This is a genomic window from Streptomyces sp. NPDC091682, from assembly GCF_044756625.1.
GTDB lineage: Bacteria > Actinomycetota > Actinomycetes > Streptomycetales > Streptomycetaceae > Streptomyces.
On sequence record NZ_JBIVTH010000010.1, the window covers coordinates 153,377 to 180,330 of the forward strand.

Below are 26,954 nucleotides of genomic sequence, written 5' to 3' on the forward strand. Positions count from 1 at the left end.
GGGCGGGCTCAGCCCCGCGCGGCCGCCTCGTACAGGGCCTTCGCGTGCTCGTCGAACAGCGCGGCCGTGGAGTCCACGTCCGTGTCCCCGCCGCTCAGCACCCCGATCAGCCGACCGGCCCGGTCCGGCCCGCCCCGGTCCGCGATCCAGGGGCTGCCGCTGGTCCCCGTCCAGAACCCGGCGCAGCTCATGTAGAGCATGTCGGGGTCGTCCTCGTCGTGGCGGGTCCGGGTGGTGCAGGAGACCGGCTTGTTCTGCGGGTTGTGCTCGGACTCCGGGTAGCCGACGACGGTCACCTCCCGCTCGTACCCCGAGGTCCACTCGGGCTTCGGGGCCTCGGCGCCGCCGCCGACCGCGTCCTGGATGCTGCGCCCGTCCTCGTCCGGCTCGATGGTGAGGAAGGCGAAGTCGGCGGTGTCCTCGCCCCATTTCGTCCAGCGGTCGTCCACGTGGATCGACTTGACCTTCCACACGCCCAGCGGCCGGGTGCCGGCGCCCTCGCCGGAGAAGGCCGGGGCGAAGGAGAGCTCGCCGATGGCCAGCCCGTCATGGGCCACCTCGCCCGGCTGCCCGTCCTCGCCCGCGGGGGCCACGCAGTGCGCGGCGGTGGCGACGACGTTGCCCCCGGGGCTGTCGACGACGCTCGCCGTGCACCAGTGCTCGCCGCCCGCCATGAGTACTCCGACGGTGGGGAAGGGGAACACCAGCCGCTCGCCGGGCACCTTGAGGAACGCGACGGCGAACACCGCCGCGACCCCCGCCGCGGCGGCCGCCGACGCCCCCTTCACCACCGTGCTCATCGCACGCCGGGGTCGGGTGTCGGTGCCTTCATCACCTTGCTGATCCACTCCAGAGCGCCCTCCCTCATACCGCGCACGTACGACTTTCCGTTGTGCTCACCATCCTGGATCACCTGGAGCGAGGTGTGCACGGGGCCCTTCCCGAAGTCGTTCATGAACTTCTCGGCCTTGTCGCGGCCGCTCTCCGCGGTGCCGATCTGGAAGTTGATGTAGACGTCCGGACCGCCCGCCGCGATCAGCTTCGCGGCGAGCTTCTCCGGGTTGTCGGCGTCCATGGCCTGCGTGTTCCCCTGCCACAGCGGGGAGTCGGGGACGATGTCGACCCCGCTCGCGATGGCCGCCTTGAACCGGTCGGGGTGCTTGAGGACGTGCTTGAAGGCGCCGAATCCGCCCGCGGAGGAGCCCATGAAGGCCCAGCCGTCGCGTGAGGTGAAGGTCCGGAAATTGGCCTTCGTGAAATCCGGGATGTCTTCGACCATCCAGGTGCCCATCTTGGGCTGGCCGGGGATGTCGGAGGCGTCGAAGTGGTGCTTGGTGTCCGCGTTGTGCACCGGCATGATCAGGATGAAGGGCAGGCTGGTGCCGGCCTTGGCGCCGTCGCTGACGGCTTTCTGGAGGCCGAGGCCGGGACCCGTACCCCAGTAGTTGGTGGGGTAGCCGCGACCGCCCGGCAGGGAGATCAGGACCGGGAAGCCGCTCTTGGCGTACCGCGGGTCGTCGTACTCCTTGGGCACCCACACCCACACGTCACCCGTGAAGCCGGACTTCTTGCCGGTGAGGGTGGTGCGGCCGATCTGCGTTCCGTCCGGCAGCCGGGAGGTGCGGACGAACGAGGCCTTCGGCCCGGTCGGCATCTGCACCTCGGGCGGCAGCTCGGCGGTCGCGCCGGCCTTCTCCTGGGCCTGGCCGAAGGAGACCGGATCCCCTATGTCCGAGAAGAGGCCGAACTTGTACGCGGCGGTTCCGCCTGCGGCGAGGGTGAGCGCGAGCCCGCCGCTGATCAGGATCATGCGCAGGCGATGGGGGCGACGGCCGCCCTCGGTCATGGGGCTGCCGTCGCCTTGCTGGTCTTGCTGCACGGTTTCTTGTCCCGTTCCTTCTCCGGCGCCCACCAGGAGCGCGGGTCGGACCGATCGGTCCCCCTTACACCCTTTACAGAGGTATGAACGACGGGATGGGTTGCCTGGGACGGGGGTGACGTGGCGAGCGCCACGCGGCCGGCCGGGACGCGCGTCTGCGGCGCGGCCGGGCAGGTCAGCCGGCTTCGGGCTTCGGCCCCTTCAGGACCTTGCTGACCCACTCCAGGGAGCCTTCCTTCATGCCCCGGACGTAGTGCCAGCCGTTGTGCTCGCCGTTCTGGATGTCGCGGATGGTCATCTTGACGGGCCCCTTGCCGTACTGCTGCTGGAACTTCGTCATCCGCTCCTTCCCGCTCTCCTTGGTGCCGATCTGGAAGTTGATGTAGACCTCGGGGCCCTTGCTATCAATCAGCTTCTGGGCGAGCTTCTCCGGGTTGTTCGCGTCCATCTCGACCTGGTGGCCCTTCCAGAGCGGGGAGTCCGGAACGATCTCGCCGCCGCTGGCGATCACGGCCTTGAACCGGTCCGGGTGCTGCAGGACGGTCTTCATGCCGACGAAGGCGCCGGAGGAGGAGCCCATGAAGGCCCAGCCGTCACGGGACTTGTACGTACGGAAGTTGGCCTTGACGAAGTCCGGTACGTCCTCGGCGATCCACGTGCCCATCTTGGCCTGGCCGGGGATGTCGGAGCCGTCGTAGTAGTACTTGGCGTCCGGGTTGAGCACCGGCATGATCACGACGAACGGCAGGCTGGTGCCCGCCTTGGCGCCGTCGCTGATGGCCTTCTGGAGGCCGAGGCTGCGGTCGGACCAGTAGTTGTCCGGGAAGCCGTTGCCGCCGGGGAGCGCGATAAGGACCGGGAAGCCGCTCTTGGCGTACTTGGGGTCGTCGTACTCCTTGGGCGCCCACACCCATACGTCGCCCTCGAAGCCGGACTTCGCGCCGGCGAGGCGGGTCTTGGCGATGATCGTGCCGTCGTCGAGCTTGGTGGTCTGCTTGAAGCCGGACTTGGGGCCGGTCGGCAGGGCCACGTCCGGGTCGCCCGAGGGCGTGGCGGCGGTCGCCGGGGCGCTGGGGTCCGTCTTGCCCGTGGCCGGGGGCGGGGTGCCCTTCCCGAAGCTCACCTCCTCGCCGTTGCCGGCGAACCAGTCGAGCTTCCAGGAGGCGAACCCGCCGCCGCCGAGCAGGAGCGCGAGGGCGAGGGCCGCGCCGATCCATATTCGGCGCCGGGAGCGCTTCGGCTGCGGGGTCCGGACGGAGGCGGGCTGCTCGCCGTACGGCGGGTGCTGCTGCGCCGGGCCCGGGTATCCGGGGAAGTCCTGGTGCCCCTGGTACGGCTCCTGGGGCGGGTACTCCTGGTACGACGGCTGCTCGTCAGGCCGCGGGCGCTGCGGGTACTGGTGCACGGACTTCGCTCCGAACGGTCATGCTGCCCCCGAGGGCAGAACGGCTGGCATCCCCGAGGAGGCGTCCTGCCGGCCGGGCCGGGCTCGCGACGCCCGGCACGCGTGCCCACCGCGTTCTCGTCGGTCGCCGACGCTCCGCGTCGACTCCCTCCGCGGCCTTGCGATCGCACGCGCCGGACACCGCTCCCCGATCCGGCCCGACCGGCAAGGCGCCCCCATTGTTCTGATGTGAGGAACCCCAACACAGTTCCAAGACGGAGCAAAATCCTGCCGTGGGTCTCGGCGGGCCGGCCGTCTCAGCGCTGGGCTTCGAGCACCTCCGCACACCGCCCGAGCAGCTGGATCAGCACCTCCCGCTCCTCACGGGTGAATGCGGCGGCGAGCGCCCGCTCCACCCGCACCGCGCCGGAGTCCGCCAGCTCCATCGCCGTGCGCCCCTCGTCGGTGAGCCGGGTCTCCAACACGTTGCGGTGCCATTCGTGGGGGGTCCGCTCGATGAGCCCGCGCTCCTGGAGGTTCTTCAGCACGGTGTTCATGGTCGGCGGCGTCACCCCGCACAGGCGGGCGAGCGCAGCGGCGGAGATGCCGGGCTTCTCGGCCAGCCAGAGCAGCGCAGCGTATTGCGGAACCGTTACTGCGGCCGGCTTGCACGCCGTGTTCTTCGCCGCGAGAAGCGCCTGCTCAGCACGCTTGAGGTGAGAGCCGATCCGCTCCTCGGGGGCCATGGAGGTCATGTCCGCATCTTACGGCCACCCTTGCAAGCATTAGAGCTCTCACATAGATTCGATCTCACCTTCTCACTAGAGGACATTCATGAAGACGAAGTCGTCTCTTCTCGCCGCCCTGGCCGTGACCCTCACGCTGGGAGCGGCCCCGGCGCAGGCGCACGCCCCGGCGGGCGACGCCCGGATATCCACGGCCTTCACCCTGCCCGGCGCGAAGGTCTACCCGGAGGGCATCGCCACCGACCCCCGCACCCGCACCGTCTACGTCGGCTCGTACGCGGACGGCACCGTCTACCGGGCCCGCCCCGGCCGGTCCGAGGCCGAGGTGTTCCTGCCCTCCGGAACCGACGGCCGCCGCACGGCGAACGGCCTGCGCGTCGACGCGCTCGGCCGCCTGTGGGTCACCGACTCCACCACGGGCGTGGCGGTCTACGACACCACCAGCGGGTCCCGGCTGGCCCACTTCGAGGTGGCCCGGGGCGCAGGAGCCCCCGCCCGCTTCGTCAACGACCTGGCCCTGACCCCGGACGGCACCGCCTACCTCACGGACAGCATCCGCGGCGTGATCTACCGGGTGACCCCCGAGCAGTTGGCCGCCGGGAGCGGCACCCTGACCGAGGCCTACGACCTCTCCGGGGCCCTGCGCCCCCGGCCGGCGGGCGGCTTCAGCCTCAACGGCATCGTTGCCGACCGGGCGGGCCGCTACCTCCTCACCGTCGACATGCCGGAGGGCGACCTCTACCGCGTGGACCTGCGCACCGGTGCCGTCCGCCGCGTCGACCTCGGCGGCGGCGACCTGAAGGCGGCCGACGGCCTCGACCTCTCCCCCGACGGCACCCTGCGCGTGGCGCACAACGTCACCAACACGCTGACCCGCTGGCAGGTCTGCGCGGACGGCACCCGCGCCCGCCTGACGCGCACGATCGCGGACCCGTCCCTGCAGATCCCCACGACCCTCGCGCACACCCCGGGCCGCACGCTGGTGGTCCGCTCCCAGTTCGACAAGGGCGGCCCCATGTCCCCGGGCTCGGGCACCCCGACCACGTTCACGGTCGCCGCGGTCCGCGGCCTGTGACCGGCGCCGGTGCGGGTGCCGGTGCGGGTGCTGCTGAGGGTGCGGGAGCGGGTGCGGGTGACGGCGATGGCGGTGGCGGCCCCGGTCCCGGCGGATCGGCGCACGGAACGGCCGCCGGGCCCGGACGCATCGTCACATCGTCTTCAGAACGGCTGAGTTGATGCGTTCTTGGCCTTGCGGTGGGACCGGAAGTCGGCGAATGCGTACGGCAGCCCGGGCAGCAGCAGGAGCATCGCGCCCCACAGCGGGAGCGTGAACAGCACCCCGTCTCCGCTCAGCCACTTGGTGAGGAGCGTCACGGGCAGGCCGACGGCAAAGAAGAGCAGCCAATGCTGGTGCGTGCGCATGCGGCCCCGGCGCAGCTCCCAGGCGACGGTGATCGAGCCCATGGCCACCCAGAAGGCGAGGTAGTCGGCGGTCACGGGCAGTTGGAGGGTCCACCGGACCAGGTGCGAGAGGACCGGCAGGACGCCGAGGATGAAGCAGGCCATGGCCGCCGTGCGCAGGGCCCGCTGGGCGAACGGGGCGCGCTCGCGCGCCCAGGCCGCGGCGAAGGCACGTACGTCCGGGCCGACGACGTCCTGCGCGGTGCGCCCGGCGGCTTCCGCGTCCTCCAGGTGCGCGGAGAGCTCGTCGAGCATCTCCCGCGCGGCGGCGTCACTGACGCCGCGGTACTCCCAGTTGCTGCGGCAGGCCGCGAGTATCTGCTCGTTCGTCATGGCGCGTCTTCCCCCGTGGAGTGCGTACCGGTGCTCAGGATCCGGCCGATGGGCCCGGCGAAGGCCTGCCAGTCGGCCCGCCCCCCGGCCAGCTCGGCGTGCCCGGCCCCGGTCGGTCGGTAGTACTTGCGCGGGGCGCCGCCGCTGGGGGACGGGGCACGGTACGAGGAGATGAGCCCCGCCCGTTCCATCCGTGCGAGCAGCGGATAGATGCTGCCTTCGCTGACGAGGTCGAGGCCGGCATCGGCGAGCGCCTGGGCGAACTCGAAGCCGTACCTGGGCCGTTCGGCGATGAGGGACAGCAGGCAGAGGTCGAGCACTCCGCGCAGGAGCTGGCTGCGCCGTTGGTCGGCGGGCGCGGTCGGCTCCTTTGTCATGCGGTACAAGATAGTCAGCAACTTCCTTGCACCGCAAGACAATCTCACGCCGGGCACGCCGGGCACGCCGGGCACGCTGGTCACACTGGTCGCTCCGGTCGCTCCGGTCCGGCGTCCTACCGGCCGATCGTGCCCAGCCGCGCCTGCTCCTCCTCGACGATCTGGCGGGCCATCGCGACGTCCGACACGTCGACCGCGTCCGGTGTGGACTCGGCGACGGCGCTGCGCCGCGCGTACGCGTCGAACAGGCGGCTCTTGTTCTTCAGGATCCGCACCATCCGCTCGTCCACTCCGCGCGGGGCGAGCAGCCGGTGCACCCGGACCGGGCGCACCTGCCCCATCCGGTGGGCCCGCGCCACGGCCTGGTTCTCGATGGTCGGCTTGACCTGGGGCTCACAGATGATCACTACGGAGGCGGCCTGCACGTTGAGCCCCACTCCCGCCGCCTCGATCTGCGCCACCAGCACCGCGTGACCCGGCGCGGCGGCGAACTCGTCCACCACCTGCTGGCGGCGGGCGGGCGGCACGCTCCCCGAGAGCGGACCGAACACCCGGCCACCGCCGGGACCCGGCGCGGCCTCCAGGGAATCCTTCACCACCCCCAGGACCTGCCGGAAGTTGGAGAACACCACCACCTTCAGACCGTTCTCGGCGGCGTCCTCGACGATCTCGCGCAGCCGGTTGAGCTTCGCCGACCCCTCGGGGTGCGCGTACGCAGCCCTGCGCATCGCCATGAAGTTGCCGGAGCGCACGGCCTCGCGGTAGGCGGACTCGTCGGAGGCGCTCAGCTCCTCCCACTCGTCCGTGTGCTGCAGTGCGGGCAGTTCGGTCAGCACGTCCTGCTGGTTGCGGCGCAGGTAGACCGGGGCGACGGCCTTCCGGAAGGCTTTGGAGCCGGCCACGCCGTCCCGGTCACCGACGGCCGCGGCCAGGTCGGGCTGGAGGATGTGCACCAGGCTGCGGAACTCGGAGACCCGGTTCTCCATCGGCGTCCCGGTCATGAACAGGACGCGGTCGCAGCGCCCGGACCATTCGGTGACCGCCTGGGCCCGCCGGGTCTTCGGGTTCTTCACGTAGTGCGCCTCGTCCACGACCAGCATCCCGATCTCGCCGCCGCCGGGCGCGGGAAATCCGCGTAGGGCGTCGAAGGTGGTCACCGCGACCCCGCCCCGTCCCTTCCAGTCGGCGAACGCCTCCTGCCGGTCCGGGCCGTGCAGGCACATCGCGCGCAGCTTGCTGCGGGCCTCGATCTCCCGCGCCCAGTTGATCAGGACGCTGGCCGGGCAGACGACCACGAAGTGGCTCTGCCCTTCGGCGGCGAGGTGGGACAGGGCGGCGATGGCCTGGATGGTCTTTCCGAGCCCCATCTCGTCCCCGAGGATCACCTTGCGTTGCGCCAGGGCGAACCGCGCCCCGAAGGACTGGTAGCCGCGGAGCGACACCCTGCGGTGCGTGTCGTCGAGCAGCTGGCGGCGGACCCGCTCGGCCACCTCGTCGGGCAGGAACCCTTCGGCGGCGGCCGCGTCGGGGCTGCGGCTGGAGATCTCCGCGAGGAGGCTGTAGTACTCGGCGGACCGCAGCTCGAAGTCGACCCAGGCCGCCACTTCGGTCGAGGGGCCGCGCAGCAGGTCCACCGAAGCCTGCGCGAGCAGCTCGGGCACCGCCCCCTGCACCGCCTCCTCGGTCAGGCCGCGGACCTCGGCGACGGCGCCGAGCACCCGGTCCCGCTTGGCCTGCCCCACCAGCAACATCCGCAACCGCCCGGCGGCCGGCTTGGCCTCGGCGAGCAGCGGGCCCAGCCGCTCCACGAGCACCACGGCCGCGTCGAGGGCGCGCTGCACGTCGGGGCCCGCCTCCACCAGGACGTGCAGGGCCGTGACGAGCGCGGTGGTCCGGGGCTCCGGCCGGTCCACGTCGATGTGGACGGCGATGGTCTCCCGGACGGCATCGGAGATCTGGCGTGCCGCCGCGATGACCTGCTCGGCGGTCCGCTGGCCCACGCCGGGAATCTGGCGCAGCCGGTACGACCCGGCGTCGAGCACCTGCCCGACCGAGCGCAGCCCGCTCCGTTCGACCTCCCCGAGTCGGAGGCGGCCCTCGGTGACCTCCTTCAGCCGGGCCACCGGGATGGTCGCCAGAGCCTGCTCCGCCGCCGCGTCGTGGATCGGCTTCAGGGCCTCCCGAACCGCGTCGACGGCCTGCCGGTGGTCACCGGCCACCGCCTGCGCGGCCGCGTACAGCCGCTCTCCTCCGGCGACCGCCTCCCGCTCCCTGCGCCCCATCCGGCCCCGGCCTCTCTCTCCGTTTCCCCGCATCCTCCCACCGCCGTCCCGCAACGCCGAAAGGGCAGGTCCCGGCCGGATCCGACGGTGACCGGCCACCGCGACCGCCGTGGGCGGACATACGGGATCGGGCGCAGCCGTCCGATCCCGTAGAAGTGCCTGGTTCGTCCGGCGGGCGGGCGGCTCAATGGAATTCCATCCGAACCGCGTTGGAGGTTCCGTGACATCCAGCCCGCCCACCGCACGCACGGCGGTGCCCGCCCCCGTCCAGGGTGCGCCCGGCCTCGCCCCGCGCACGATGCTGACCGTCCTGCAGACGACGCACCAACACGCCGACGCCAAGGCCGGCATCCTCTCCGCCGTGCAGGCGGCACTCGTGGGGACGGCGGGCGCATGGAGCGAGGCGGCGCTCGACGGCTGGCGGCGCGGCGGCCCGGTCGGTGCTCTGGCGGGGGTGCTGCTGGTCCTCTTCGCCTGCGGTCTCTTCGGCGGTGCGGCCTCGCTCGCACTGGCGATCCGGCCGCGCGTCTGGCGGCCCACCGGCCCCAACGACTACAGCTTCGTCTGGCTGGCCGCCGCCTCGGATCCGTCGCCGCCCACCAACGCCGCCGAGGACGAGCGGCAGTTGCACGCGATGATCCGCTTCCTCTCCGACGTGGCCCTGCGGAAGTACCGCTGCGTCACCACCGCCGTGGTGTGCACCGCGGTGATGGGTACCACCGCCGGCTTCTGCCTGCTGTTACGGCCGCTGCTCGGCTGACCCCGGGGGCCGGCGCGGCGCGGGCGGCGCCACGGGCCCGGCGAGTTCGGCCACCCGGGCCAGCCGGGCCAGGTCGTGCACGGTGGTCGTCCGGTATCCGGTGCCGAGCAGCCCCTCGTCCCGCAGCTCGCGCAATCCCTTGTGCACGGTGGTCTCCGCGGCGCCGGTGAGCGCGGCGAGTTCGGGCTGGGTGAGCTGGAAGCCGATCACGTGACCGCCCGCCGCCCCGGGCCGCCCGTAGGCCACGGCGAGCTCCACCAGGAGCCGCGCGAGGCGCACCTTGACCGGATACCCGCGGAACTCCAGCCGCCGCCGGTTGGCCCAGCGCAGCCGGTCGGCCACGATCCGGGTCAGCGCCACCGCCACCTCGGGCCGCCGCACCATGAGCCCGTGCAGGGCCCCGGGCCCGATCACCCGCGCCCGCAACGGCCCGCAGGCCACCACCCCGGCCGACCGCGGCGCACCGTCGAGGGCGGCCATCTCACCCACGCTGTCCCCGCCGACCCGGACGGCGAGCAGCGACTCCTGCCCGTTCTCGACGGTCGCGGTGACCTTGGCGAACCCGCGGAGAATCACGTACAGATGCCGATCGGTGGCGCCTTCGGTGAGCAGCACGCCGCCGGAGCCGAGCGTCAACTCCGTACCCAACCCGAGCAATTCCGCCCGCGCGGGCGCGGACAGCACCCCGAGCAGGCTCCGACCCGGCCATTCCCCCCGCTCACCCGGCCCCACGCCCACCCCTCCGCCCGCCGCACCCGCGCCCCGCGCCCCGCGTTCCGCGCCCCGCCCAGGCTAGGCCTCCCCCACCGGATGCGCCCGCCCGCGCGCCACTGCCCAACAGCCGGTGCGGCAGCGGGCAACGCGCGACGGGCGGGAAGCCCCCACGCACCCCACCCGAAGCGGCCGTGTCCGCACGGTTGCCCACGGCCCCTTGAGTAGCCGTTTCTCCGCCGGTGTCCGCCGGGACCAGACGAGTGCCCGGAGGCCCGGCTGCTACGGACCGGCCAGGGGTACCGGGGCGGAGAAACCCGTGGCGCACCGGCCGGACCTCCAACGAGACTGCGCGGGTGAGCGACCGCTACCCCTGTCCCTGCTGCGGGCACCGCGTGCTCGACGCCATGCCCGGCTCCTACGAGATCTGCCCCGTCTGCTTCTGGGAGGACGACGGGGTCCAGTTCCGCTGGCCGACCACGCCCAGGCGATCCTCTACTCCCAGTTCTGGCGGGTGGACGCCGGCCGCACGTACGGCATCTCTGGCACCGGCCTGGACTGGGAACTCGACTGGACCGCGCCCTGGGAGCACCTGGTCGACGAGGCCCGCACGTGGTCGCTTCTGGAGGCCTCCGAAGCCCCTGTCGGCGACAACATCTTCGTCGCCCCCACCTGGATCGACCGTACCGACCTGTACCCAGAGAGGTGACCGATGCCGTTCCAGCACCCCGAGGAGATCGGCTACGGCTACGTGATCGAGCGCTACGCGGCGAGGAAGGACTCAAGCCACGCCCGCTACCTCGTCCTGAAAAGTGGTCGATTCCTGCGACCCGAGTGGCCTCACGCCGAACATTTCGCCCGTCACCTCATCGACGACTCGGCCACGATCACCGATGTTGAGCTGGAGGCCCTTCTCGGCTACGAGTGGCGCTCACGCCTCACCGCCGCCTGGCTGATCGGCGTAGGCCGACGCGCCACGTTCCGTGAACGCATCGGCGACCTGCTCCTGGCCAGCGAGTTCTGCTTCTCCGGCAGCGCCTACTGCTTCGCCCTGGCCCGCTTCGGCACCCACGCGGACGCCGAGATCCTCACCGCCTACCTCGACCACTACCTTCCCCGCACCGACCTCCGCTACGACCAGCCCGCCGCCTTGGGCGCCCTCCTCCGCCTCGACGCCCACCTCGGCACCAACCACGCCGACCGCTTCACCCAGCCCGACGGCCTCTGGGACCAGTGGGTCAATGCCCTGGCCCACCTCCGCGACCACCCCGCCTACACCCCCGTCGAGCTTCGCCGCTGGACGGACCTCCAATGCGACTTCGCCAACGGCTGGTCCCGCTCCTCGCCCCCGAACCCGTCTCTCGACCGACCTGCAGACTCCGTGTCCTAGCGCGCGAGCAACCTGCCGCGCATGCCCGCCAGTTGAGCAGAGACCTCCTGGTCGAAGCCAACCATCGCTGCGCCGCCCCGACCTGCCGCACAACCCCCATGGGCCTCGGCGGCACCGGCAAGCGTTCCGAACCCGCCGGTCCGCCGATGCCCAGCCACAAATCGGCGAGAAGACGCAGCCGCTCCACCGCAGGTCAGGCGACCTTTCGCCGAACGCATCGGACGTCGAAGCGGAATGCCTGCGGCGGAGCCCAGCAGACTGCCCCGACCAGGTGCTTCTCCGTTGGCGCGCATCGGGTCCCGACGGTCGCTCACGGGTGTCATGCGGACTGGCCTACGGGGTCTCGACGGAGTCGAGGTGCCGGCGCAGCTCCGTCGCGAGCTCTTCCTCGCCACCCTCGGACGGCAGTGGCCAGGGATCCTGCTCTCCGTTCGCCACGGCAAGGCTGCTCGCGAACCGGACGAGGTGGGGTGCCCGGAATCCCGCCGGCGCCGCCCATCCGTCGCCCAGCTCTTGGAGCAGGTCGAGCGCCGCTTCCCACTCTTCGCGCGCCAGGTGGTCCCAGACGTCGGATACGGAGATGTCCCGGTCCGTGGCGGCATCCTCGGGCACCAGCAAGGAGGCAGCTTCGAGGACCTCGACCGCCTCCCCGAGGCACCCCGCCACACCGAGCTGATCGACGGAGCCCTCGTATTCATGCTGTCGCCCCAGCGGTCCTGGCATGGTCGCCTCGTCACCGCTCTGACCACCACCCTCATGGCGCAGGCGCCGGACGGCTTCGAGGTCGAGCGTGAGATGACGATCCGCCTCGATGCCCGCAACCGGCTCGAGCCGGACCTCCTGCTGACGAACCTGGCCTATGACCCCGACCGCACCTGGTACGACCTGGAGGACGTGAAGCTCGTCGTGGAGACGGTCTCACCCGAGTCCGCCCATCGCGATCGCACAGTAAAGCTCCGCAAGTACGCGGAGGCCGGTACCCCGCACTACTGGTGCATCGAGGACGAGGGCGGGGCACCCGTGGTCCACGCACCCGCCGGCATCTTCCAGCGCCCGGTGCCCTTCGAGATCAGCACGGACCTCGACAAACTCACGCCACCCCGAAGCAGCTGAAAGTCAGCACCAAGTCAGTACGGGAGTACAGAAGGGGTCGGACTCGACAGAGTTCGACCCCTTCCTACCTGCATGCTTGGCGAAACCGACTAACTTGCAGCAATGAGACGACTACACGTTGAAGCGGAACTCGAGCGCAGAGCTGCGACCTGCGGAAACGTCGTTTCGGAGGGGCCTCTCCCAGCACCATCCCAGCACGGGCGGTCAGTAGTGATACCGAGCCGCGAGGATGATGACCTCCTTCTCCGTCACCAGGTAGACGAGGCGGTGCTCGTCGTCGATTCGCCGCGACCACGCGCCGGGCAGGTGGTACTTCAAGGGTTCGGGCTTGCCGATCCCTGAGAACGGGTCACGCCTGACGTCCTCGATGAGCTTGTTGATCCGGGCGAGCATCTTGCGGTCGTTCTTGAGCCAGGACGTGTAGTCCTCCCAGCCCTGATCCTCAAAGACAAGCCTCACGCGGCACCCGCACCCGCGTCCGCCGAGTCCGGATCAATCAGCTCGCGCTCCGACACGTTGATGCTCGCCAGGGCGTTCTCGTACGCCTTGAGCAGCCGGCGGGCGTTCGCCGGGGAGCGCAGCAGGTACGAGCCCTCGCGCAGCGCCGCGTAGTCCTCGGCCGAGACGAGCACGGCGTTGCCGTGCTTGGAGACGATCTCGATGGCCTCGTGATTCTCGTTGACCTTCTTGATCAGCGGAAAGAGTTCCTTGCGGGCTTCGCTCGCGGTTATGGACATGGCCGACCTCTCCCCTCAAGTGGTACCTAATAACGTACCACTCTCGACGTCCATCGGGCGGGTCAAATGGCTGACGGCTAGCCAGATTTCCCAGCACCATCCCAGCACGGGAAACACGAAGGGGCCGACCCCTGGAGGAGTCGACCCCTTCTGACCTGCATGTTTGACATGTCAGTGACGTGGTGTTACTTCATCCGCTCAGACGTTGAAGCGGAATGCCTGAAGCCTGGTCCTGACCTGCGGCGGAGTCGCATTCAACACCCTGAACAGGCATCTCCGCGTTGGCTACATTGGGCTCCGACGGTCGCTTACGGGTGCCCCACGGACTCTCTGCGGACCGACCTACAGGGTCTCGACGGAGGCGAGGTGCCTGCGCAGCCCCGCCGCGAGCTCCTCCTCGCCGCCCTCGGCCGGCAGTGGCCAGGGATCCTGCTCTCCGTTCGCCACGGCAAGGCTGCTCGCGAACCGGACGAGGTGGGGTGCAGGCGCGAAGAAGTCCCGGAGCCACCGCGCGAAGACAGCGGCTTCGTCCGCGGTCACATCGGTCAATGTGATGTAGGCATGGTCGGGCTTGGGCATCGACGCCGTCCCGTCGATCCATACGCCCGACACCAGCTCGATCTCGAAATCAAGGACCGGCATACCGTGGATCCCGGAGATTCGATACTCCACCCCGGAATCGGGGAAGGCCTCCCTCAGAGCCGTCTCCAAAGCCTCGGCAGTGGCACGCCACGCTCCACCATCTCCCTTGGGCGGGTAGAAGGCGAAGCTGGTGCGGATGTTCCGTTCAGTGGGCACGGTCTTCAATCAAGAGGCGCACAGGATCCAGTTCGGGCGCTCCCCCGTCTCTTTCGAGCATCCCGACGACGTCCATGCGCCCATTGTGGATCAGCTGCACACCCCCCTCGTGACGGCCGCAATCGCTAGGGTTGCCCAATGACCGCGCTCCCCGACTGGATGCGCCCGCCGCGCGCGGAAGGCTGGTTCGCGGAGGACCTCGATCACCTCCCCGAGGCACCCCGCCACACCGAGCTGATCGACGGAGCCCTCGTCTTCATGACGTCGCCCCAGCGGTCCTGGCACGGCCGCCTCGTCACCGCCCTGACCGCCACCCTCATGGCGCAGGCGTCGGACACCTTCGAGGTCGCCTCGATGCCCGCAACCGGCCCGAGCCGGACCTCCTGCTGACGAACCTGGCCTATGACCCCGACCGCACCTGGTACGACCTGGAGGACGTGAAGCTCGTCGTGGAGACGGTCTCACCCGAGTCCGCCCATCGCGATCGCACAGTAAAGCTCCGCAAGTACGCGGAGGCCGGTACCCCGCACTACTGGTGCATCGAGGACGAGGGCGGGGCACCCGTGGTCCACGCACCCGCCGGCATCTTCCAGCGCCCGGTGCCCTTCGAGATCAGCGTGGACCTCGACAAACTCACGCCACCCTGGCGGAGGTCGTGGAGCGGGCCGATCGCGACAATGTGCCCGCGGTGATCACGCGCCGGGGCAAGGCAGTCGCCACCTTCAGTAACGCGGCATGTTCGGGATCGCCTTCTCCGCGAGCTCGACGAGCACCTCCACCTTCGCCAAGTCGGCCGTGACCTCCTCCGGCGTCACGGCGGGGGCCTCCGACGACCGGTACTCGACTTCGTTTCGCCGGGCTCGCATGCGGTTGAAAGGACGCAGCATGGAACCGAGTGGCGGGTCGAGCTGCGCCCGCACAGCCTCGTAGATGACGGTATGGCCGCCACGACTGGTCGCACGCAGTCCCTGGTTCTGCAATACCGCGGCTAGCGCTCTACGCGCGGCGTCGTAGGCCAGCGTGTACGCACCCTCCGGGTCCGTGGCCGCCAACTGCCGCGCGGAGCCGACATGGGTACGCGCCCGGACCAGTTCCGCTTCGGCCGCCTCCCGAGAAGCGGGGACTCGCTCAAGTCCGCCACCGGCGATGAGCGCGTCAACCGTCGACCGCCCTTGATTCCAGCGCGTCATTGCGCCTCCAAGTCGGGATTCAGCTGTACCAGAGGACGTTCGCGAACGCTGGTGAGGAACGGATCGTCCGTACGGGCCTCCCACGACTCGACGGAGACCCGATGAACGTTGACCTCACGACGCAAGCGCCGTGAAGCCTCCTCGGCCAGGTCGAAGAGCGCGTCGGCATCGGGGGCACCCACAACGAGGACATCCACATCGGCAGGCGGCAGCCCCGGCTCACCGTTGTACCGAGCGGCCCACGAGCCATAGATATAGGCGCGCTCCACGCCTTCGAGTCCGGCGAGCGCATCGGTGAGCACGGGCACGGGGCCGAAGGAGACGGCCATGAGCTCGCTCAGCGGACGGTACAGCGGAGTATCCGTGCGGGCCTTGACGAGGCGACTGCGCCCCACTCGCCGATCGGCCAGGATTCCACCGCCTGCCAACCGGTCAACCTCCCGCAGGACAGCAGTGGGCGTCACGCCGACCTCGGCCGCGAGCTCAGTGATGCTGTACTCGCGGTCCGGGTGCAGGAGCACCAGCGCGAGGAGCTCGCCTTGCATGCGAGACCGGAGGATGGGGAGCAGGCTTGGCGATACTTTCATTGGACGCAGGATATCAAGCGCCCAATGAAAGTAACAATCTGCACCCGCACGCTCACCGGCGCGCTCATTGGCGCCTACCGCGAGGCGCCCCCAGGTCAGCACCAAGTCAGCACGGGAATACAGAAGGGGTCGGACTCCCTGGAGTCCGACCCCTTCTGACCTGCACGCTTGATGAAACTATCCAACGTGCAGCACGCGCAGCTGCAACGGAGGAGGCCCACCCTCCACCCCTATCTGTTGTGTACACATGGGACACTCGGTACCCTTGGGTGCATGACACAGCCGCTGCCCATAGAGTCCATCCGCGACGTGCGTGCGCATTTGGCGGAGGTCGTGGAGCGCGCCGATCGCGACGACGTGCCCACCGTGATCACGCGCCGCGGCAAGGAAGTCGCCGCCGTCGTCTCCATCGAGGTACTGCGCAAGTACCAGGAGTGGGAAGAGCGCGAGATCAATCGGATCATCGACGAGCGCATGGCCAACCCCGCACCCGGCATCCCGATCGAGGACATCATGAGGGAGACGCTGGCGCGCGGTGAGTGAGTACCGAACCGTCTTCCGCCCCGAGGCGCAGGCCGAGCTTCGGAAGATCCCGCGCGAGATGGCGCTGCGCATCCTGGCCAAGCTGACCGAGCTGGAAAGCGATCCGCTCGGCTTCAACACCACCGCACTCGTGTCCCAGCCAGACCGCCGGCGGCTACGGATTGGCGACTACCGCGTCGTCTACACGATCGGCAACGGGGAACTGGTGGTCGGGGTCGTTCACGTGTGACACCGGTCCACCGTTTACGACACCTGACCACCGCTGACCATACGTCAGAATATCCAGCACCCATCCAGCACGGTGACGGCGAAGGGGTCGAACTCGACAGAGTCCGACCCCTTCTGAGCTGCGCGTTTGACCCAATGCCTCACGTGCAGTAAGAGAACGACTACACGTTGAAGCGGAACGTGCAGTGCAGGGCTCTCACCTGCGAAAACGTGGTTCTGAGCGGGCCAAGTCAGCACGGAATCAGCACGGGAAAACAAGGTCAGCACCTACACAACTTCCTCGTACCCCGCCGCCACGCTCGGCGCCTCGGTCGACACCGACACGGGCACCGGCCTCATGGCATTCTGCATCACCTCGCGGCATCGGTGCCAAGCCCCTGGGACGAGGTGGCCATAGACGTCGACCGTCGTCTTGATCGACTTGTGGCCGAGCCACCTGCTGACCTCGTGGATCGGGATGCCGTTTGCGAGTGCGGTCGAGGCGAAGAAGTGCCGCAGTGAGTGTGGGGTGTACTTCGGTTTGCCGTTCGCATCCACCAGTCCGGCGGCCTTGCACGCCTTGCGGAAGTGGTAGCCGTAGGTCGTGGCCGTGGGCATGACCCCCTTGCCTCGCTCGCGCGGGGCGAAGAAGACGTCGAGCTGTCGGCTGTCCCCCGCCTGATCCTGGAAGACGACCGGCACTCCACCCCACTCACCCGCATGAGTGTCGATCTCCTCCTCGAGGAAGGGGGCAGTGGGGATGTCCCTGTATTCCCCCTCGGCACGGTGCTTGAGGGGGACGAACGTGGTGCGGGATTCGCCGCGGTTGGCCTTGGCGCTCACCTGCCACCGCACCCGGATGAACTCGGGCCGCCGGCACTCACTCGCAAAGGCCAGGGTTTCGCTGATTCGCAGCCCCGCCCCTGACTGCAAGTAGATCGTGAGGCGGTACTGCGGCGAGATGTGCTTCGCGAGCAGCTCGACCTCGCCGAGCGTCGGGATCTCGTCCTCGTCGACGGCGAGCGAGCTGACGCGGTCGATCTTGACGCCGACAGCCGGGTTGGCGGCGATGCGCTTGTCTGTAACGGCCGCCTCGATCATCGCCGTCACGAACTTCATGCGGTCGTTGATCGTCGAGGCCGCCATGCCCTCGCCCGATCGGTGGAGAGCGGCTACGAACTTCTCGAAGTCGGCCTTGGCGAGCCCGGCCAGCGTTTTGCGGCCGAGGTGGGGGACGAGGTGGTTCTTCGCGAAGCCCGTGTAGTTCCGCATGGTGCCTTCGCTGAGGACCTGCCGCTCCAGCCACTCCTTGACCCACGAGCGAAGGGTTATCGCTCCCCGTGCGGGATCGAGGTAGACCCCCATCCCCTTGTCGTTCTCAACCTTCGTGGCGAAGGCGTCGGCGCCGTCGGGACCGGTCTTCTTGGCGAAGCTCCTCTCCCGCTGCCTCGCGGTCCGCCCGCCCGGCTCTCGGTACCGTACGGTCCACTTGTGGCCGCAGCGCGCCTTCTCGCAGGGGAAGAAGCGGTCCTGCTCCTCCTCCTTGCACGGCTGGAAAACGGTAGCCATCTGGCTCCTCTCCTCAGTTGGGAACGGGCGGAGCCGTCACCCGTAGTGGTCTTCGAGGTACGCGACGATGTCGCGCTCGCGGAACCGCAGGAGTCGTCCGACCTTCTGAGGCTTGAGACCCCAAGATCGGTATTTGTTCCTGACGGTGATGTCGCTGACCTTGAGCCAGTCAGCCACTTCTGCCGGCGTCAGCAGCCGGTTGCTTCCTCCTGCCGTCACACAGCCCCTTTCGGCTACATGTTTACAGTTAGGCCGCGTAAAGTGCGGTCTGCTCCCCGTAGGAGCGGCGGGACTGTTTCGTGAGGTGCCACATGCCGAAGTCGCACTGGTAGGTGCGGTTCTCGCGGTCGATGGCACGGCGCTGCCCTCGGCGTTCGGCAGTGCGGTCCCGCTTGGCCTGGGCGCGACCGAGCGCCTTTTCGGCTGCTCGTTCGTTGGCGAAGCCCCGCTTGTCGGAGCACTCGCAGGTGTGGAATTCGACGGTCTTCATGGTCTGGCTCCTTCGGGTGTTCAGTAGCGGGGTGGCGTGAGGCTCCGGTTTCGGACCATCCGCATGTAGGTGAGGACGGCGGGACGCTGAACTCCGAGGTACTGGGCGAAGTGCCGGGCGGGGTTGATGACACCTTCGGCCTCGGCCCTCGCGATGTGGGCGGCAAGGCGGATGAGGAAGGCATTCGTCACCCGCGCCGTGTCACCGCGTAGTGCGCGCAATTCAGCGACCTCGGCCTCGGTGATGCTCGGGGCGCGGAGGATGTCGTCCCGGTTGGCGCTGGTCATGGGCATCCCTATCTGGGGTCACTTCTGCTGGAACTTGCCGCATGGGCATGTGGGGATCTGGCAGGCACCTCGGGCGGCGCCGGCAAGGGAGTGGGTGAAGGGGGCATGCCCGCAGTCGGCGTGGAAGCAGTACCCCTTCCACCCCTTCTTGCCGTCCACGTTGGCGAGCATGGCACCGGGGCTGTAGAGCTTGACCACCCGGCCGGTCCCGCCGAAGGCCATCTTCGAAGCGAAGGTCTTGATCTCGGCCTCGGAGCCAAAGGGGCCGAAGTTGAGGCCGCGGTGGCCGTCCTTCCAGGTGTGGACGAGAGCGAACAGGTCCCGCATCTGGAGGAGTTCGGCAGCTGTCTTGTAAACGGCCTTAGCCATCTGGTCGGCGCTCTCGAAGGTCGGGTCCTCCAGAAGCGCCTTGATGGCTTCGACCTCTTCCTTTCGGGGAGTCAATCTCATGGCTACACCTTAACAAAGATGTTCCATGTTTACACCTGCCGCCATGATGACCTCCCTCACGCTCACGTAGAGGTCCCACACCGTGCCGTCGTTGCGGATCACCCCGTCGAACTCGTATCCGGCGAGGGCGTTCTCGCTGGCGTGCCCGGCATGGGCAATGTGGTCTTGCCCGGCCCGCTCGACGAGGAGCACCAGGCCCCCGCGCGAACGGATCGCGTCGGCCTCGTTCGGAAAGCGCACGTCCGTGACGACGGTGGGGCCCCAGGTCTCGCAGTCGCGAAGGAGCGCGTGGACCCACACGTTCTCCCCGAGGGCTGCCCGGCCGCCCTCCGTTCCGAGCCTCTGGAGGTACTGACGCACCTCGGGATAGACGTCCTTCGTGGTCTCCCACCCGTAGCCGTCTACTTCGTATCGGAGGCTGGTCACACCCTCGGCGCACTCCTTCTCCAACATGATCGGGTCGAGGGCGTACAGCATCTCCTTGACCTTGTCCGCGAACGCCTTTCGCTGCCATCCCGAGCTGAGGAGTGCTTCGGCAGCTGTGTCCTTCCCCGAGCGTGCCGCGCCCGCGAGGCCGACGAGCAGCGCGGGCTCGCTACCGGATTCCGCGGTGCCGGCGGGCGCGAGTTCGGTGATCGGAGTGTTCATGGTGTTCATCCTTCGTGGCTGTCGTTGAGTCGGTTCAAGCCCGGCGCCTGCTCTCGGCCCTCGCACACGTCGCAGTCGCAGTCGTGCAGGCAGAGCGGGCAGGTGGGCTCGTCGCAGTAGGGGTCGGGACCGTGCCAGTGCTCGGGGTCGGGCTCCTCACAGCCCCAGCCTTCGCAGGTGTGGTCGCGGCTCCAGGTTGGATGGATGACGTGCTCTCGCTGGCTGAGCAGTCCGTGAGCAAGGTGTCCGCCGGGGCAGTGAAAGCGGGAGCGGTCCGCGCTCTCGCGGTCCCGGAAGGCCGCCCGGCACTGGGTGCACTGGAGGCGGCCTTCCGGACGCTTACGGAGGCCGTGCATCACTGAGCCACGGCGCCGAAGGCGGGTACGGCCGGGCCGAGCGTCCACGTTCCGCCGGCCTTCGGGGCGGCCTCCTCAATCGCGGTCTCGAAAGCCCATTCCCCAGCCATCAACGACTCGCGCATCCGCAACTTGGCGTGTCGGCTCTGGAGGGTGCGGAGCTGGATCTCAACCTCGCGTGCCTCGCGCTCGATCGCCGTCAGGCGGTCGCTCCGGCGGCTGCGGAGGAACTCGACGGCCTTCTCATGGACGAGTTGAGCGTCCCGCCGGTGCATCTCGGTGAGAGCCCGGACGATCTCGCCGGTCCGGACGGTGGCTCCCTCGGGTGCCTGGTAGTCGCCTATGCCGGTCTGCATGCGGCGGACATGTATGTCCCAGTCAGTCTGACCGGGGCGTACGACGGTGTACTCGGCCAGGCGGGAGCCGCAGACTTCCAGTGTCCCGGATGCCCCGGAGCGATTCCACGTGCTGCGGCCGTAGGCGACCGTGAAGGCTGTGGGGAGGAACTCCCACGCCCGCTCGGAGTCGGAGACTCGCAGCTCATGAAATTCGGGGGCGATCTCAACCGTCCCACGGACCCGGGGTCCAGTCAGCCTGTACCCGGTGACCCAGGGCTTTGAGGCTTCGACTCGCTCGACGGTGACGGAGCCGAAGGACAGGTTCAGCGTGCTCATGTTGTGCTCTCTTTCGTGTGCTGAAGGGGGGCCGCCCCTGCCCTCTCCCTGTGTGGACAGGAGCGGCCCGTGTTGGATCAGGTGGCGATGTCGGCGGACTGGCTCGCATAAACGCGGAGGGCGTTGCGGGCCTGCGCTCGGGCGAAAGCGCCGCCGTAGAAGCCGAAGCAGGAGTCGACTTCGTCCCAGGTCTGCATGGATTCGTCGGGGTTGGAGTCGCGGGTCCAGCCGACGCGCTCCTCGATGACCCAGGCCCACGTGTCGCCTTCGGCCCAGGCTTCGTACTCCTCCATCTCGGCTTCGATGTAGCCCTCGGAGAGGAGCCCGGCGTCGAGAGCAACCATTTCCTCGCCGGTCATGTACCAGAGGGAGCGGGCGCCCTTGTCGGGCGCGGACTCCAGGACGATGCCGCCGTGGAAGATGGAGACGTAGCGGGTGAAGATCTCCACGCCCTTCCACCGGTTCCAGCACAGACGGTGCCAGGCTTCGGCAAGCGGTCCGCCGTCACGGTCGACGGGCATGTATTGGCCGAGGTGGGTGTCGATGGTGATCACGTGGACCTGGGTGTCGCGGTCGCGACGAGGGTTGGGGGCGTGGTCGTCGTGAACCAGGCGGACGCGGTAGCGGCCGTCTTCGGTGGTGTCGAGCACGTTCGTCATGTCGGTCCTTACAGGGGGCTGGAGTAGGTCAGAGTTCGTGCGCGCCGATGATTTCGGTGACGGAGGATTCGGCGTACTCCCCCCTGGCCCGGACGAGCTTGTCGGCCCAGGTGCTCACGTTGGAATCCAGCCAGGCAGTCAGCACGTCCTCGTCTTCGAGGAGTTCGTCGGCCTGATCGGCGTCGATCTCGATGTCAACAAGAACGGTGTGGAGGAAGACCTCTTCAGCGTTGAACTGAACGCGGATCGTGCGGGTGTTCATGTAATGGGTCCTCTCGGGAAGCAAGTCAGGCGATGAGTGCTGCGCGGGCGTCCAGATCCCATGCAGGTATGGCGAGGCCGAGTTCGAGATATCGGGCGGCACGCTTCTTGGCGCGGCTGGCTCCGGAGAATTCGCATCCCTTGTGGCGGCGGGGCGGGGCCGGGTTCTTGCCGGTGCGCTCCCGCATGTGGCTGTAGAAGACCTCGATGTCGACGCCGCACAGCAGGCAGTGCAGGGCCCAGCGGTGTTCGCTACCCGGGTAGCCCTCGTGGACTCCGGCGCACCGGGTGCGGGTGCAGCCGTCGGGTTCGGTGACCGGCTCGGTGCGGGTGGTGTATCCGAGTTCGAGCTTCCGGACCCAGGCGGCCTTGAGACCGTCGCGGTTGCGCTTGTTGTCGCGCAGGAAGGTGGAAAGGAACGGGGTGGTCATGTGTCCTGCCTTTCGGGCGAGGGGTGGGGGTCAGGCGTTGTCGGGTGCGGGGAGGTAACCGAGCGTGCCGGCGGAGTCGACGGCCCAGGCTTCGCATGGGTCGAGGACGAGATCGCGGGTGCTGATCTCGAAGGCGCAGGAGTCGCAGCGGAAGAGGCCCTGGGCCGTAGCGCCGAAGGGGGCCCTGCCGCACTCGGCGCAGATGATGGTGATCACGGGTAGCCTTTCGGGGTGGCCCCTCCTCGCTCCCTGTGAGGAGGGGTCGCGTGCGTCAGGACGAGATCGAGAAGCCATCGCGGCACAGGACGTATGGGGTGGCGTCGACCAGGGACCAGCAGTCCGGGTGTCCATCCACGTCGCCCAAGTAGTCGCGGCGTTCGGCGATCATTCGCTGGTTGAAGGTGGCGGACGGCTCGTGGGTTGTGGTCATCGCTCCGGCGAGGATCAGGACCAGGGCGGCGAGCAGGACCGCGGGGACGGCTCGAAGCGGCTTCACTTCGCGCTGACCTCTTCGAGGATCGCGAGGATCTCGTCGACGGCCGCGTACTCGGAGGGGCTGACGTGGCGCCATTCGGAGTCCGGGAGCATCTCGACGGGGAGGGACAGGGCCAGGTTCTCGGAGGTCTCGGCGAGGTTGAGGAGCGTGTACCACTCCTGCGAGCCGGGGTCGTAGTCGTTGCGCCATTCGTTGACTTCGCGAGCGGTCTTGAGCACCTCGGCGACGAGGTTCTTGATCCTGTCGAAGCCGATCGACTGGGCGTTCTGGATGGACGGCATCATGTGCACTGCTCCTTGGTGCGGTTGGGGGCGCCTCTGCCCTCCCTGTGTGCAGGGGCGCCCCGGGGGAAGGTGGGTCAGGCGGATATAGCCCGGCGACCGGCGACGCGGGTTTGTCCGAGGTCGGCTCGTCGGCCTGCGGACTCTCCGGCGGCCTTGCCGGAGCCGCCTCGACGGACACCCCCGCCGTTCCGCGAGTTCGGATACGCCTGGGCAAAGCGAGCCAGGGTGACGGCCTTGCGGTCTGCGAGGACCAGTTCGGCGCTCCGGCCGGTCGCGCTGGGCGCGGCCTCCTGGCGGGCTCGGGCCTCGATCTCCTTCAGCCGGGCATAGACCGTGACCATGAAGCCCGCAAGGAACGACTTTCGGTAAGTGATCGTCTTCTCGCCGGGACGAGGGCGGCCATGCCGCATTGCGTTGAATGCCTGAAGCTGAAGCGAGGTGAACAGCATCTCGACGCGTTCGAGTTGGGATTCGTAGCCGAAGAGGTGCGCCTCGCCGTTGCGCAGGTTGATCCCCTTGCAGCCGAGCGCGTCCATGATGTAGCCGAGAAGAAGTTCCCGGTCGTTGGCGTACGTGCCCGTGATCTTGATGATGCGGTCTCCGGGACGGTCCTGCGACGGGTCCGCGTCGGCGAGCATGGCCTTCTCGATGCCGTACTTCGCCATCAGTTCGGCGGCCTTCGCGAAGTAGGCGTCCGCCTCCTCGGGGCTGGTCGCCGGGTCCTCAGCCTTCGCCAGGATGGCGCGGATCTTGGCGAGCTTGCCGTCTTCGGGCATGGGGGTAGCCATGTCAGAGCCTTTCGGGGGTTTGATGCGGGCTGGCATCGTCAGAGGGGAGGGACCGCCTCCCGCTGACCTCCCTTCGGGAGGTTTCGCCTTTGCATCCGGGGAAGGGTCAGACCGTGATCGGGTCCCAGCCGCCGAGGATGTGGGCGATGGCGAGGTCGTCGATCTGGGCCTTCGCCTGCGCCTCGCGCTCCTCGAAGGTCGGCAGGTCGTACGTCAGGGTCAGCTCGGCAAGGGGTTCGAGAGCGAAGGGCACGAAGAGTCCTGCGACCAGTACGTCGCCGAATCGAAGGACGAGAGAGTGTGCGCCGCAGTCGGGGGCGCGGAAGGCAATTTCATCGTCGGGCTTGATCATGGTTGGGGCCACTTTCCGAAGGGGCCTCCCCGCTCTCCCTGTGTGCGGAGAGGCCCGAGCTAGGAGGGGTCAGGCGGAGGGGGTACGGAAGGCGTCACGCACGGCGGTGAGCTTGGTCTTCAGGTAGGCCAAGTTCGTTGCGTTCCGGTCGGCGCGCTTGTGCTCCCACTGCCAGATGTCACCCCATGCCGCGTCGTCCGGGCTGTCCGCGAGGTGCTTCTTGGCTCGGTCTGCTTCGACCAGCTCGTACGCCTCCCGGCGCACGACGGCGGCGAGGAGGTGCTCCCAGTGGGTTCGGATCAGTTCGGTGTCCTCGCAGAAGCGCCAACTGACCGCGTGGTGCAGTCCGGCCGCAAGGTCGGCCTGCTGGTGGTATTCCTCGGCCATGTGCGGGAGCCCGTTGTCCTCCGCCTTGCGGGCCATGAGCCGGAACTCTTCGCGGTCATAGCCGAGGGCGAGGCAGTAGGTCGCGCTGTGGGTCAGCAGGGTGCCGGCGGCGGAGTCCACCGCGGATTCGATGGGGGTGTTCATGCGTCCTCGTACTTCGGTGGTTGGTGCTGACGCTGGTTGGCTCGTCAGAGGGCAGGGTCCGCCTGCCGCTGACGCCCCGAAGGGACGTTTCGCCTTTGGTCAGGAATGGGGGCGCCGGATCATGGCGTGGCTGGTCGCGTAGTCCTTGCCTCGGCCTCGGTTACCGATGAAGCCGAAGCGTCGGTAGAAGGTCCTCAGGCGCGGCACGCTGCCCCCGAAGTCGGCGGCCGGGGTAAGAGCCATCGGCGCGCTGTACAGGTCAGCGGCGGCTATCAGGGCCCGCATGATCGCGGTACCCGTCCCCTCGTTGCGTCGGACTCGTGTGACGACCAGGAGGTCAAGGGCGAGGTAGCCCGTGGTGCTGTCGAACGAGATACGGATCTTTGCTGGGTGGTCGTCTAGGGCTCGACGGAGCCCATCGACCCACTCGGGCTCGTGGCCGGCAGGCATGGATATCCCCTGCCAGTCAGGCGAAGGCGAGCTGGCCCGCGATCGGGGCGTTCAGGTGCTCGTTCGCGAGTGCGGTGAAGTAGGCGTCGCGGGCCTCGCGGTAGATGTCCTCGACGCGCTGCCAGTTCACTCCGCTGTCCGGCTCGTGGCCGTACAGGTCGCCGATCTCGTCGTGGCAGGAGTCGGCGATCTCGGCCGACTCCGCCTCGGTGTCGTCCTCGTACTCGCGCTGGGCGTGTTCCAGGGCCTCGTTCACGTTGGACTGCCAGCGCTCCCACTCGCGCTCGGAGTAGTCCGAGTCGTCGAGGATCGGGTAGCACTCCAGGGCGGAGAGGATCGAGCACGCCTCGCGCCAGGCCGCGGTGAATTTCGGGCGGTACTTGATCGGGGCCAGGGCGGGAAGGCCGTACTGCTCGGTGTCCCACTCCCAGTCGCTCTTGCAGGAGGCGCACAGGAAGCGACGGCGGCCGTGCTTCTTCCGGCTGACGGCCCAGTCCGCAATGCTGTCGCACTTCCGGCAGAGCATCACGTCGTCGGCGTAGACCTGTACGAAGACCTGGGAGCACTGGCCCCAGCCCCAGTGCCGTATAGCGGCGTCGAGAACATGCTCGTCCGAAACCTCGGTGTCGTTGCGTCCCTCATCAGCGGCGGCTCGAAGGAGGTCAAGCGCGCTGTCGTAGTTGGACTCGGCCAGCAGGTCGTCGGCCTGGTCCGCCTTGCCGATCACTGGGGCGTGCGTCCGGTAGTACCGGTCATCGCCCCCAAAGTTCGTCGGCCGCTCCAAGAGCTTGTCGGCGTACTCCCGCAAGGTGTCGTCGTCGCACAGGTAGCTGATCATGTGTCCTCGCATTCAGGGATGGACTGACGGGCTGGCTCGTCAGGGGGGAGGCACCGAACCTCCCGCCGACACCCCCCACCGCATCCAGACCGGGGGCACGGTGGGACCGCAGGGCGTTTCGCCTTGACAGGGTCAATGTTTACACTCGGACATCAAGGCCGACCGGGATGAAGGCGACCTCCATCTCCTCTTCCGTCTTGGGCTCGACGCCGTTCAGGCGGTCGATCTCGGCAGCCTGCTGAGCGATGACGCGGTTCGCTCGATCGAGAGCTATGGCCAGCTCCTCGCACCGGAGACCCAAGTTGTGGGCGATGTCCAGCAGGGGGAAGCGCTGGATTTCACTCTTCGCAAGGCTGACATGACGCTTGGGGCGCTCGATCGCAGCGATGTCCTCGACCGTGAGGAACACGGAGCCGGCGCAGTAGGTGCACCTCTCCCCTGCATCCTGGGCGGCGACCCCGCGCTGGTAGAAGCTGAAGTCGACGCACTGGTAGCACCGGAAGTCACCGTCCGCCCGCTTGAGCCCTACGGCCTTGCCGTTCTCCCGCTCCCAGTCGGAGAAGACGAACTCGCTCATGTGGCCTTACCTTTCGGAACCCGACGTGTTCAAAGTTTACACTAGCCGGAGAGTTTCACCGAACCGTTTGGCTCGGCGTTGGTTCCAACTTTACACCATCCATCGTGTGGAGTTTCGCATTTGGCCTGGTCAGCGGTAGGCACTCCCATGTCCCACCGCCAGGACCCCTGGCCTTGCGATCTCCCGGACTCGATCCGTTCGATGTGGCTACATCTTAACACTATCTCCGGATCATTCCGCAACTCCCTTTGCGAGCTGCGGATTTACCGGCCTTGCGTGTCGTTCCGCCTGCCCCGTTGCCGGTTCGTTCGGTGC

Annotated in this window: 39 protein-coding genes, 1 other RNA gene and 2 pseudogenes; 9 read left to right on the forward strand and 33 right to left on the reverse strand. The window is 68.6% G+C overall.

Going from position 1 to position 26,954, the window contains the following annotated elements:
- Nucleotides 1-8: 8 nt before the first annotated feature.
- From ACIQK6_RS23580 to ACIQK6_RS23595, 4 genes are all read right to left on the reverse strand, one after another.
- Nucleotides 9-800 (reverse strand): trypsin-like peptidase domain-containing protein, encoded by a 792-nt coding sequence (locus tag ACIQK6_RS23580; protein WP_329099253.1) that lies wholly within the window; start codon nt 798-800, stop codon nt 9-11.
- Complete coding sequence (locus ACIQK6_RS23585) at nt 797-1,879, reverse strand: alpha/beta hydrolase-fold protein (RefSeq protein WP_329099254.1); 1,083 nt, start codon at nt 1,877-1,879, stop codon at nt 797-799. Before ACIQK6_RS23585 ends, ACIQK6_RS23580 begins: the two co-directional genes overlap by 4 nt.
- Nucleotides 1,880-2,054: 175 nt before the next feature.
- A complete protein-coding gene (locus tag ACIQK6_RS23590) occupies nt 2,055-3,284 on the reverse strand; it encodes an alpha/beta hydrolase-fold protein (RefSeq protein ID WP_402695376.1) in 1,230 nt (409 codons plus the stop codon).
- 296 nt (nt 3,285-3,580) lie between these two features.
- Complete coding sequence (locus ACIQK6_RS23595) at nt 3,581-4,018, reverse strand: MarR family transcriptional regulator (RefSeq protein WP_329099255.1); 438 nt, start codon at nt 4,016-4,018, stop codon at nt 3,581-3,583.
- A 79-nt stretch (nt 4,019-4,097) separates the two neighbouring features.
- On the opposite strand from ACIQK6_RS23595, the gene ACIQK6_RS23600 reads away from it, so the two are divergent.
- On the forward strand, nt 4,098-5,084 hold the full coding sequence (locus tag ACIQK6_RS23600; RefSeq protein ID WP_329099256.1) for a superoxide dismutase: 987 nt from the start codon (nt 4,098-4,100) through the stop codon (nt 5,082-5,084).
- A gap of 143 nt (nt 5,085-5,227) precedes the next feature.
- Here the strand turns inward: ACIQK6_RS23600 and ACIQK6_RS23605 are convergent, their stop codons facing one another.
- The 3 genes from ACIQK6_RS23605 to ACIQK6_RS23615 form a co-directional block, all read right to left on the reverse strand.
- Nucleotides 5,228-5,803: a hypothetical protein gene (locus ACIQK6_RS23605; RefSeq protein WP_402695377.1), complete on the reverse strand. Its 576-nt coding sequence runs from the start codon at nt 5,801-5,803 to the stop codon at nt 5,228-5,230.
- On the reverse strand, nt 5,800-6,180 hold the full coding sequence (locus tag ACIQK6_RS23610) for a PadR family transcriptional regulator (RefSeq protein ID WP_329099258.1): 381 nt from the start codon (nt 6,178-6,180) through the stop codon (nt 5,800-5,802). Before ACIQK6_RS23610 ends, ACIQK6_RS23605 begins: the two co-directional genes overlap by 4 nt.
- A gap of 116 nt (nt 6,181-6,296) precedes the next feature.
- Nucleotides 6,297-8,462, reverse strand: coding sequence for a DEAD/DEAH box helicase (locus ACIQK6_RS23615; protein ID WP_402695378.1), 2,166 nt, complete (start codon nt 8,460-8,462; stop codon nt 6,297-6,299).
- A 220-nt stretch (nt 8,463-8,682) separates the two neighbouring features.
- Here ACIQK6_RS23615 and ACIQK6_RS23620 point away from each other — a divergent pair, with 220 nt between their 5' ends.
- Entirely contained in the window at nt 8,683-9,222 is a 540-nt protein-coding gene (locus tag ACIQK6_RS23620; protein ID WP_329099260.1) for a Pycsar system effector family protein, read from the forward strand.
- Here ACIQK6_RS23620 and ACIQK6_RS23625 read toward each other — a convergent pair.
- Nucleotides 9,202-9,906 (reverse strand): Crp/Fnr family transcriptional regulator, encoded by a 705-nt coding sequence (locus ACIQK6_RS23625; protein ID WP_329099261.1) that lies wholly within the window; start codon nt 9,904-9,906, stop codon nt 9,202-9,204. The two genes, ACIQK6_RS23620 and ACIQK6_RS23625, sit on opposite strands and share 21 nt — an antisense overlap.
- A gap of 541 nt (nt 9,907-10,447) precedes the next feature.
- Between ACIQK6_RS23625 and ACIQK6_RS23630 the strand changes: the two genes are divergently transcribed.
- From ACIQK6_RS23630 to ACIQK6_RS23640, 3 genes are all read left to right on the forward strand, one after another.
- The gene (locus ACIQK6_RS23630; protein WP_329108308.1) at nt 10,448-10,642 is read left to right on the forward strand and encodes a hypothetical protein; all 195 of its coding nucleotides are present in this window, start codon (nt 10,448-10,450) and stop codon (nt 10,640-10,642) included.
- Between the two features lie 3 nt (nt 10,643-10,645).
- Nucleotides 10,646-11,323 carry a DUF6000 family protein gene (locus ACIQK6_RS23635; RefSeq protein WP_402695379.1) on the forward strand — a complete coding sequence of 226 codons (678 nt, stop codon included), beginning with the start codon at nt 10,646-10,648 and terminating at the stop codon, nt 11,321-11,323.
- A 600-nt stretch (nt 11,324-11,923) separates the two neighbouring features.
- Complete coding sequence (locus ACIQK6_RS23640; protein ID WP_402695473.1) at nt 11,924-12,436, forward strand: Uma2 family endonuclease; 513 nt, start codon at nt 11,924-11,926, stop codon at nt 12,434-12,436.
- Nucleotides 12,437-12,640: 204 nt separating this feature from the next.
- Here ACIQK6_RS23640 and ACIQK6_RS23645 read toward each other — a convergent pair whose 3' ends face one another.
- The 3 genes from ACIQK6_RS23645 to ACIQK6_RS23655 form a co-directional block, all read right to left on the reverse strand.
- Nucleotides 12,641-12,895 carry a Txe/YoeB family addiction module toxin gene (locus ACIQK6_RS23645; RefSeq protein ID WP_329099263.1) on the reverse strand — a complete coding sequence of 85 codons (255 nt, stop codon included), beginning with the start codon at nt 12,893-12,895 and terminating at the stop codon, nt 12,641-12,643.
- Nucleotides 12,892-13,173 carry a type II toxin-antitoxin system prevent-host-death family antitoxin gene (locus ACIQK6_RS23650; protein WP_329099264.1) on the reverse strand — a complete coding sequence of 94 codons (282 nt, stop codon included), beginning with the start codon at nt 13,171-13,173 and terminating at the stop codon, nt 12,892-12,894. The genes ACIQK6_RS23645 and ACIQK6_RS23650 overlap by 4 nt, the downstream gene beginning before the upstream one ends.
- 342 nt (nt 13,174-13,515) lie before the next feature.
- Nucleotides 13,516-13,971: a hypothetical protein gene (locus ACIQK6_RS23655; RefSeq protein WP_402695380.1), complete on the reverse strand. Its 456-nt coding sequence runs from the start codon at nt 13,969-13,971 to the stop codon at nt 13,516-13,518.
- Between the two features lie 138 nt (nt 13,972-14,109).
- On the opposite strand from ACIQK6_RS23655, the pseudogene ACIQK6_RS23660 reads away from it, so the two are divergent.
- A pseudogene (locus tag ACIQK6_RS23660) lies at nt 14,110-14,615 on the forward strand (Uma2 family endonuclease); the annotation flags it as partial.
- Nucleotides 14,615-14,689 (forward strand): annotated as a pseudogene (locus ACIQK6_RS23665) (type II toxin-antitoxin system prevent-host-death family antitoxin); the annotation flags it as partial. The pseudogenes ACIQK6_RS23660 and ACIQK6_RS23665, both read left to right, overlap by 1 nt.
- A 4-nt stretch (nt 14,690-14,693) precedes the next feature.
- Here the strand turns inward: ACIQK6_RS23665 and ACIQK6_RS23670 are convergent.
- Both ACIQK6_RS23670 and ACIQK6_RS23675 read right to left on the reverse strand, forming a co-directional pair.
- A complete protein-coding gene (locus ACIQK6_RS23670; protein ID WP_402695381.1) occupies nt 14,694-15,161 on the reverse strand; it encodes a hypothetical protein in 468 nt (155 codons plus the stop codon).
- Complete coding sequence (locus ACIQK6_RS23675; RefSeq protein WP_329099268.1) at nt 15,158-15,706, reverse strand: ArsR family transcriptional regulator; 549 nt, start codon at nt 15,704-15,706, stop codon at nt 15,158-15,160. Before ACIQK6_RS23675 ends, ACIQK6_RS23670 begins: the two co-directional genes overlap by 4 nt.
- A 315-nt stretch (nt 15,707-16,021) precedes the next feature.
- Here ACIQK6_RS23675 and ACIQK6_RS23680 point away from each other — a divergent pair, with 315 nt between their 5' ends.
- Together ACIQK6_RS23680 and ACIQK6_RS23685 are read left to right on the forward strand one after the other, a co-directional pair.
- Nucleotides 16,022-16,291 carry a type II toxin-antitoxin system Phd/YefM family antitoxin gene (locus ACIQK6_RS23680; protein ID WP_019434848.1) on the forward strand — a complete coding sequence of 90 codons (270 nt, stop codon included), beginning with the start codon at nt 16,022-16,024 and terminating at the stop codon, nt 16,289-16,291.
- The gene (locus tag ACIQK6_RS23685) at nt 16,284-16,520 is read left to right on the forward strand and encodes a type II toxin-antitoxin system RelE/ParE family toxin (protein ID WP_329099269.1); all 237 of its coding nucleotides are present in this window, start codon (nt 16,284-16,286) and stop codon (nt 16,518-16,520) included. The genes ACIQK6_RS23680 and ACIQK6_RS23685 overlap by 8 nt, the downstream gene beginning before the upstream one ends.
- Before the next feature lie 266 nt (nt 16,521-16,786).
- On the opposite strand, the gene ACIQK6_RS23690 is transcribed toward ACIQK6_RS23685, so the two are convergent.
- The 20 genes from ACIQK6_RS23690 to ACIQK6_RS23785 form a co-directional block, all read right to left on the reverse strand.
- Nucleotides 16,787-18,067, reverse strand: coding sequence for a tyrosine-type recombinase/integrase (locus ACIQK6_RS23690; protein WP_402695382.1), 1,281 nt, complete (start codon nt 18,065-18,067; stop codon nt 16,787-16,789).
- A 36-nt stretch (nt 18,068-18,103) separates the two neighbouring features.
- Nucleotides 18,104-18,286, reverse strand: coding sequence for a helix-turn-helix domain-containing protein (locus ACIQK6_RS23695; protein ID WP_402695383.1), 183 nt, complete (start codon nt 18,284-18,286; stop codon nt 18,104-18,106).
- A 28-nt stretch (nt 18,287-18,314) separates the two neighbouring features.
- Nucleotides 18,315-18,557 carry a hypothetical protein gene (locus ACIQK6_RS23700; protein ID WP_393721182.1) on the reverse strand — a complete coding sequence of 81 codons (243 nt, stop codon included), beginning with the start codon at nt 18,555-18,557 and terminating at the stop codon, nt 18,315-18,317.
- A gap of 20 nt (nt 18,558-18,577) precedes the next feature.
- Nucleotides 18,578-18,844 (reverse strand): hypothetical protein, encoded by a 267-nt coding sequence (locus tag ACIQK6_RS23705; protein WP_402695384.1) that lies wholly within the window; start codon nt 18,842-18,844, stop codon nt 18,578-18,580.
- A gap of 18 nt (nt 18,845-18,862) precedes the next feature.
- A complete protein-coding gene (locus tag ACIQK6_RS23710) occupies nt 18,863-19,294 on the reverse strand; it encodes a hypothetical protein (RefSeq protein WP_393721184.1) in 432 nt (143 codons plus the stop codon).
- Between the two features lie 9 nt (nt 19,295-19,303).
- On the reverse strand, nt 19,304-19,942 hold the full coding sequence (locus tag ACIQK6_RS23715; protein WP_393721185.1) for a hypothetical protein: 639 nt from the start codon (nt 19,940-19,942) through the stop codon (nt 19,304-19,306).
- Nucleotides 19,943-20,297: 355 nt separating this feature from the next.
- Nucleotides 20,298-20,972 (reverse strand): hypothetical protein, encoded by a 675-nt coding sequence (locus ACIQK6_RS23720; RefSeq protein ID WP_393721188.1) that lies wholly within the window; start codon nt 20,970-20,972, stop codon nt 20,298-20,300.
- Nucleotides 20,973-21,049: 77 nt separating this feature from the next.
- Nucleotides 21,050-21,631: a hypothetical protein gene (locus ACIQK6_RS23725; protein ID WP_402695385.1), complete on the reverse strand. Its 582-nt coding sequence runs from the start codon at nt 21,629-21,631 to the stop codon at nt 21,050-21,052.
- A 28-nt stretch (nt 21,632-21,659) separates the two neighbouring features.
- On the reverse strand, nt 21,660-21,893 hold the full coding sequence (locus ACIQK6_RS23730; protein WP_393721190.1) for a hypothetical protein: 234 nt from the start codon (nt 21,891-21,893) through the stop codon (nt 21,660-21,662).
- Between the two features lie 25 nt (nt 21,894-21,918).
- Nucleotides 21,919-22,323, reverse strand: coding sequence for a hypothetical protein (locus ACIQK6_RS23735; RefSeq protein ID WP_402695386.1), 405 nt, complete (start codon nt 22,321-22,323; stop codon nt 21,919-21,921).
- A 30-nt stretch (nt 22,324-22,353) separates the two neighbouring features.
- Complete coding sequence (locus ACIQK6_RS23740) at nt 22,354-22,539, reverse strand: hypothetical protein (RefSeq protein ID WP_402695387.1); 186 nt, start codon at nt 22,537-22,539, stop codon at nt 22,354-22,356.
- A 55-nt stretch (nt 22,540-22,594) separates the two neighbouring features.
- Entirely contained in the window at nt 22,595-22,819 is a 225-nt protein-coding gene (locus ACIQK6_RS23745; protein WP_402695388.1) for a hypothetical protein, read from the reverse strand.
- Nucleotides 22,816-23,103, reverse strand: coding sequence for a hypothetical protein (locus ACIQK6_RS23750; RefSeq protein ID WP_393721194.1), 288 nt, complete (start codon nt 23,101-23,103; stop codon nt 22,816-22,818). The genes ACIQK6_RS23745 and ACIQK6_RS23750 overlap by 4 nt, the downstream gene beginning before the upstream one ends.
- A gap of 74 nt (nt 23,104-23,177) precedes the next feature.
- Nucleotides 23,178-23,879: a DUF2786 domain-containing protein gene (locus tag ACIQK6_RS23755; protein WP_402695389.1), complete on the reverse strand. Its 702-nt coding sequence runs from the start codon at nt 23,877-23,879 to the stop codon at nt 23,178-23,180.
- Nucleotides 23,880-23,914: 35 nt separating this feature from the next.
- Nucleotides 23,915-23,980: hammerhead ribozyme type II (locus ACIQK6_RS23760), an RNA gene on the reverse strand.
- A gap of 17 nt (nt 23,981-23,997) precedes the next feature.
- A complete protein-coding gene (locus tag ACIQK6_RS23765) occupies nt 23,998-24,243 on the reverse strand; it encodes a hypothetical protein (RefSeq protein WP_393721197.1) in 246 nt (81 codons plus the stop codon).
- A gap of 69 nt (nt 24,244-24,312) precedes the next feature.
- Nucleotides 24,313-24,774 (reverse strand): hypothetical protein, encoded by a 462-nt coding sequence (locus ACIQK6_RS23770; RefSeq protein WP_402695390.1) that lies wholly within the window; start codon nt 24,772-24,774, stop codon nt 24,313-24,315.
- A gap of 99 nt (nt 24,775-24,873) precedes the next feature.
- The gene (locus tag ACIQK6_RS23775) at nt 24,874-25,224 is read right to left on the reverse strand and encodes a hypothetical protein (protein WP_402695391.1); all 351 of its coding nucleotides are present in this window, start codon (nt 25,222-25,224) and stop codon (nt 24,874-24,876) included.
- Between the two features lie 16 nt (nt 25,225-25,240).
- A complete protein-coding gene (locus ACIQK6_RS23780; RefSeq protein ID WP_402695392.1) occupies nt 25,241-26,062 on the reverse strand; it encodes a hypothetical protein in 822 nt (273 codons plus the stop codon).
- Nucleotides 26,063-26,201: 139 nt separating this feature from the next.
- The gene (locus ACIQK6_RS23785; RefSeq protein WP_402695393.1) at nt 26,202-26,639 is read right to left on the reverse strand and encodes a hypothetical protein; all 438 of its coding nucleotides are present in this window, start codon (nt 26,637-26,639) and stop codon (nt 26,202-26,204) included.
- Nucleotides 26,640-26,954 lie beyond the last annotated feature (315 nt).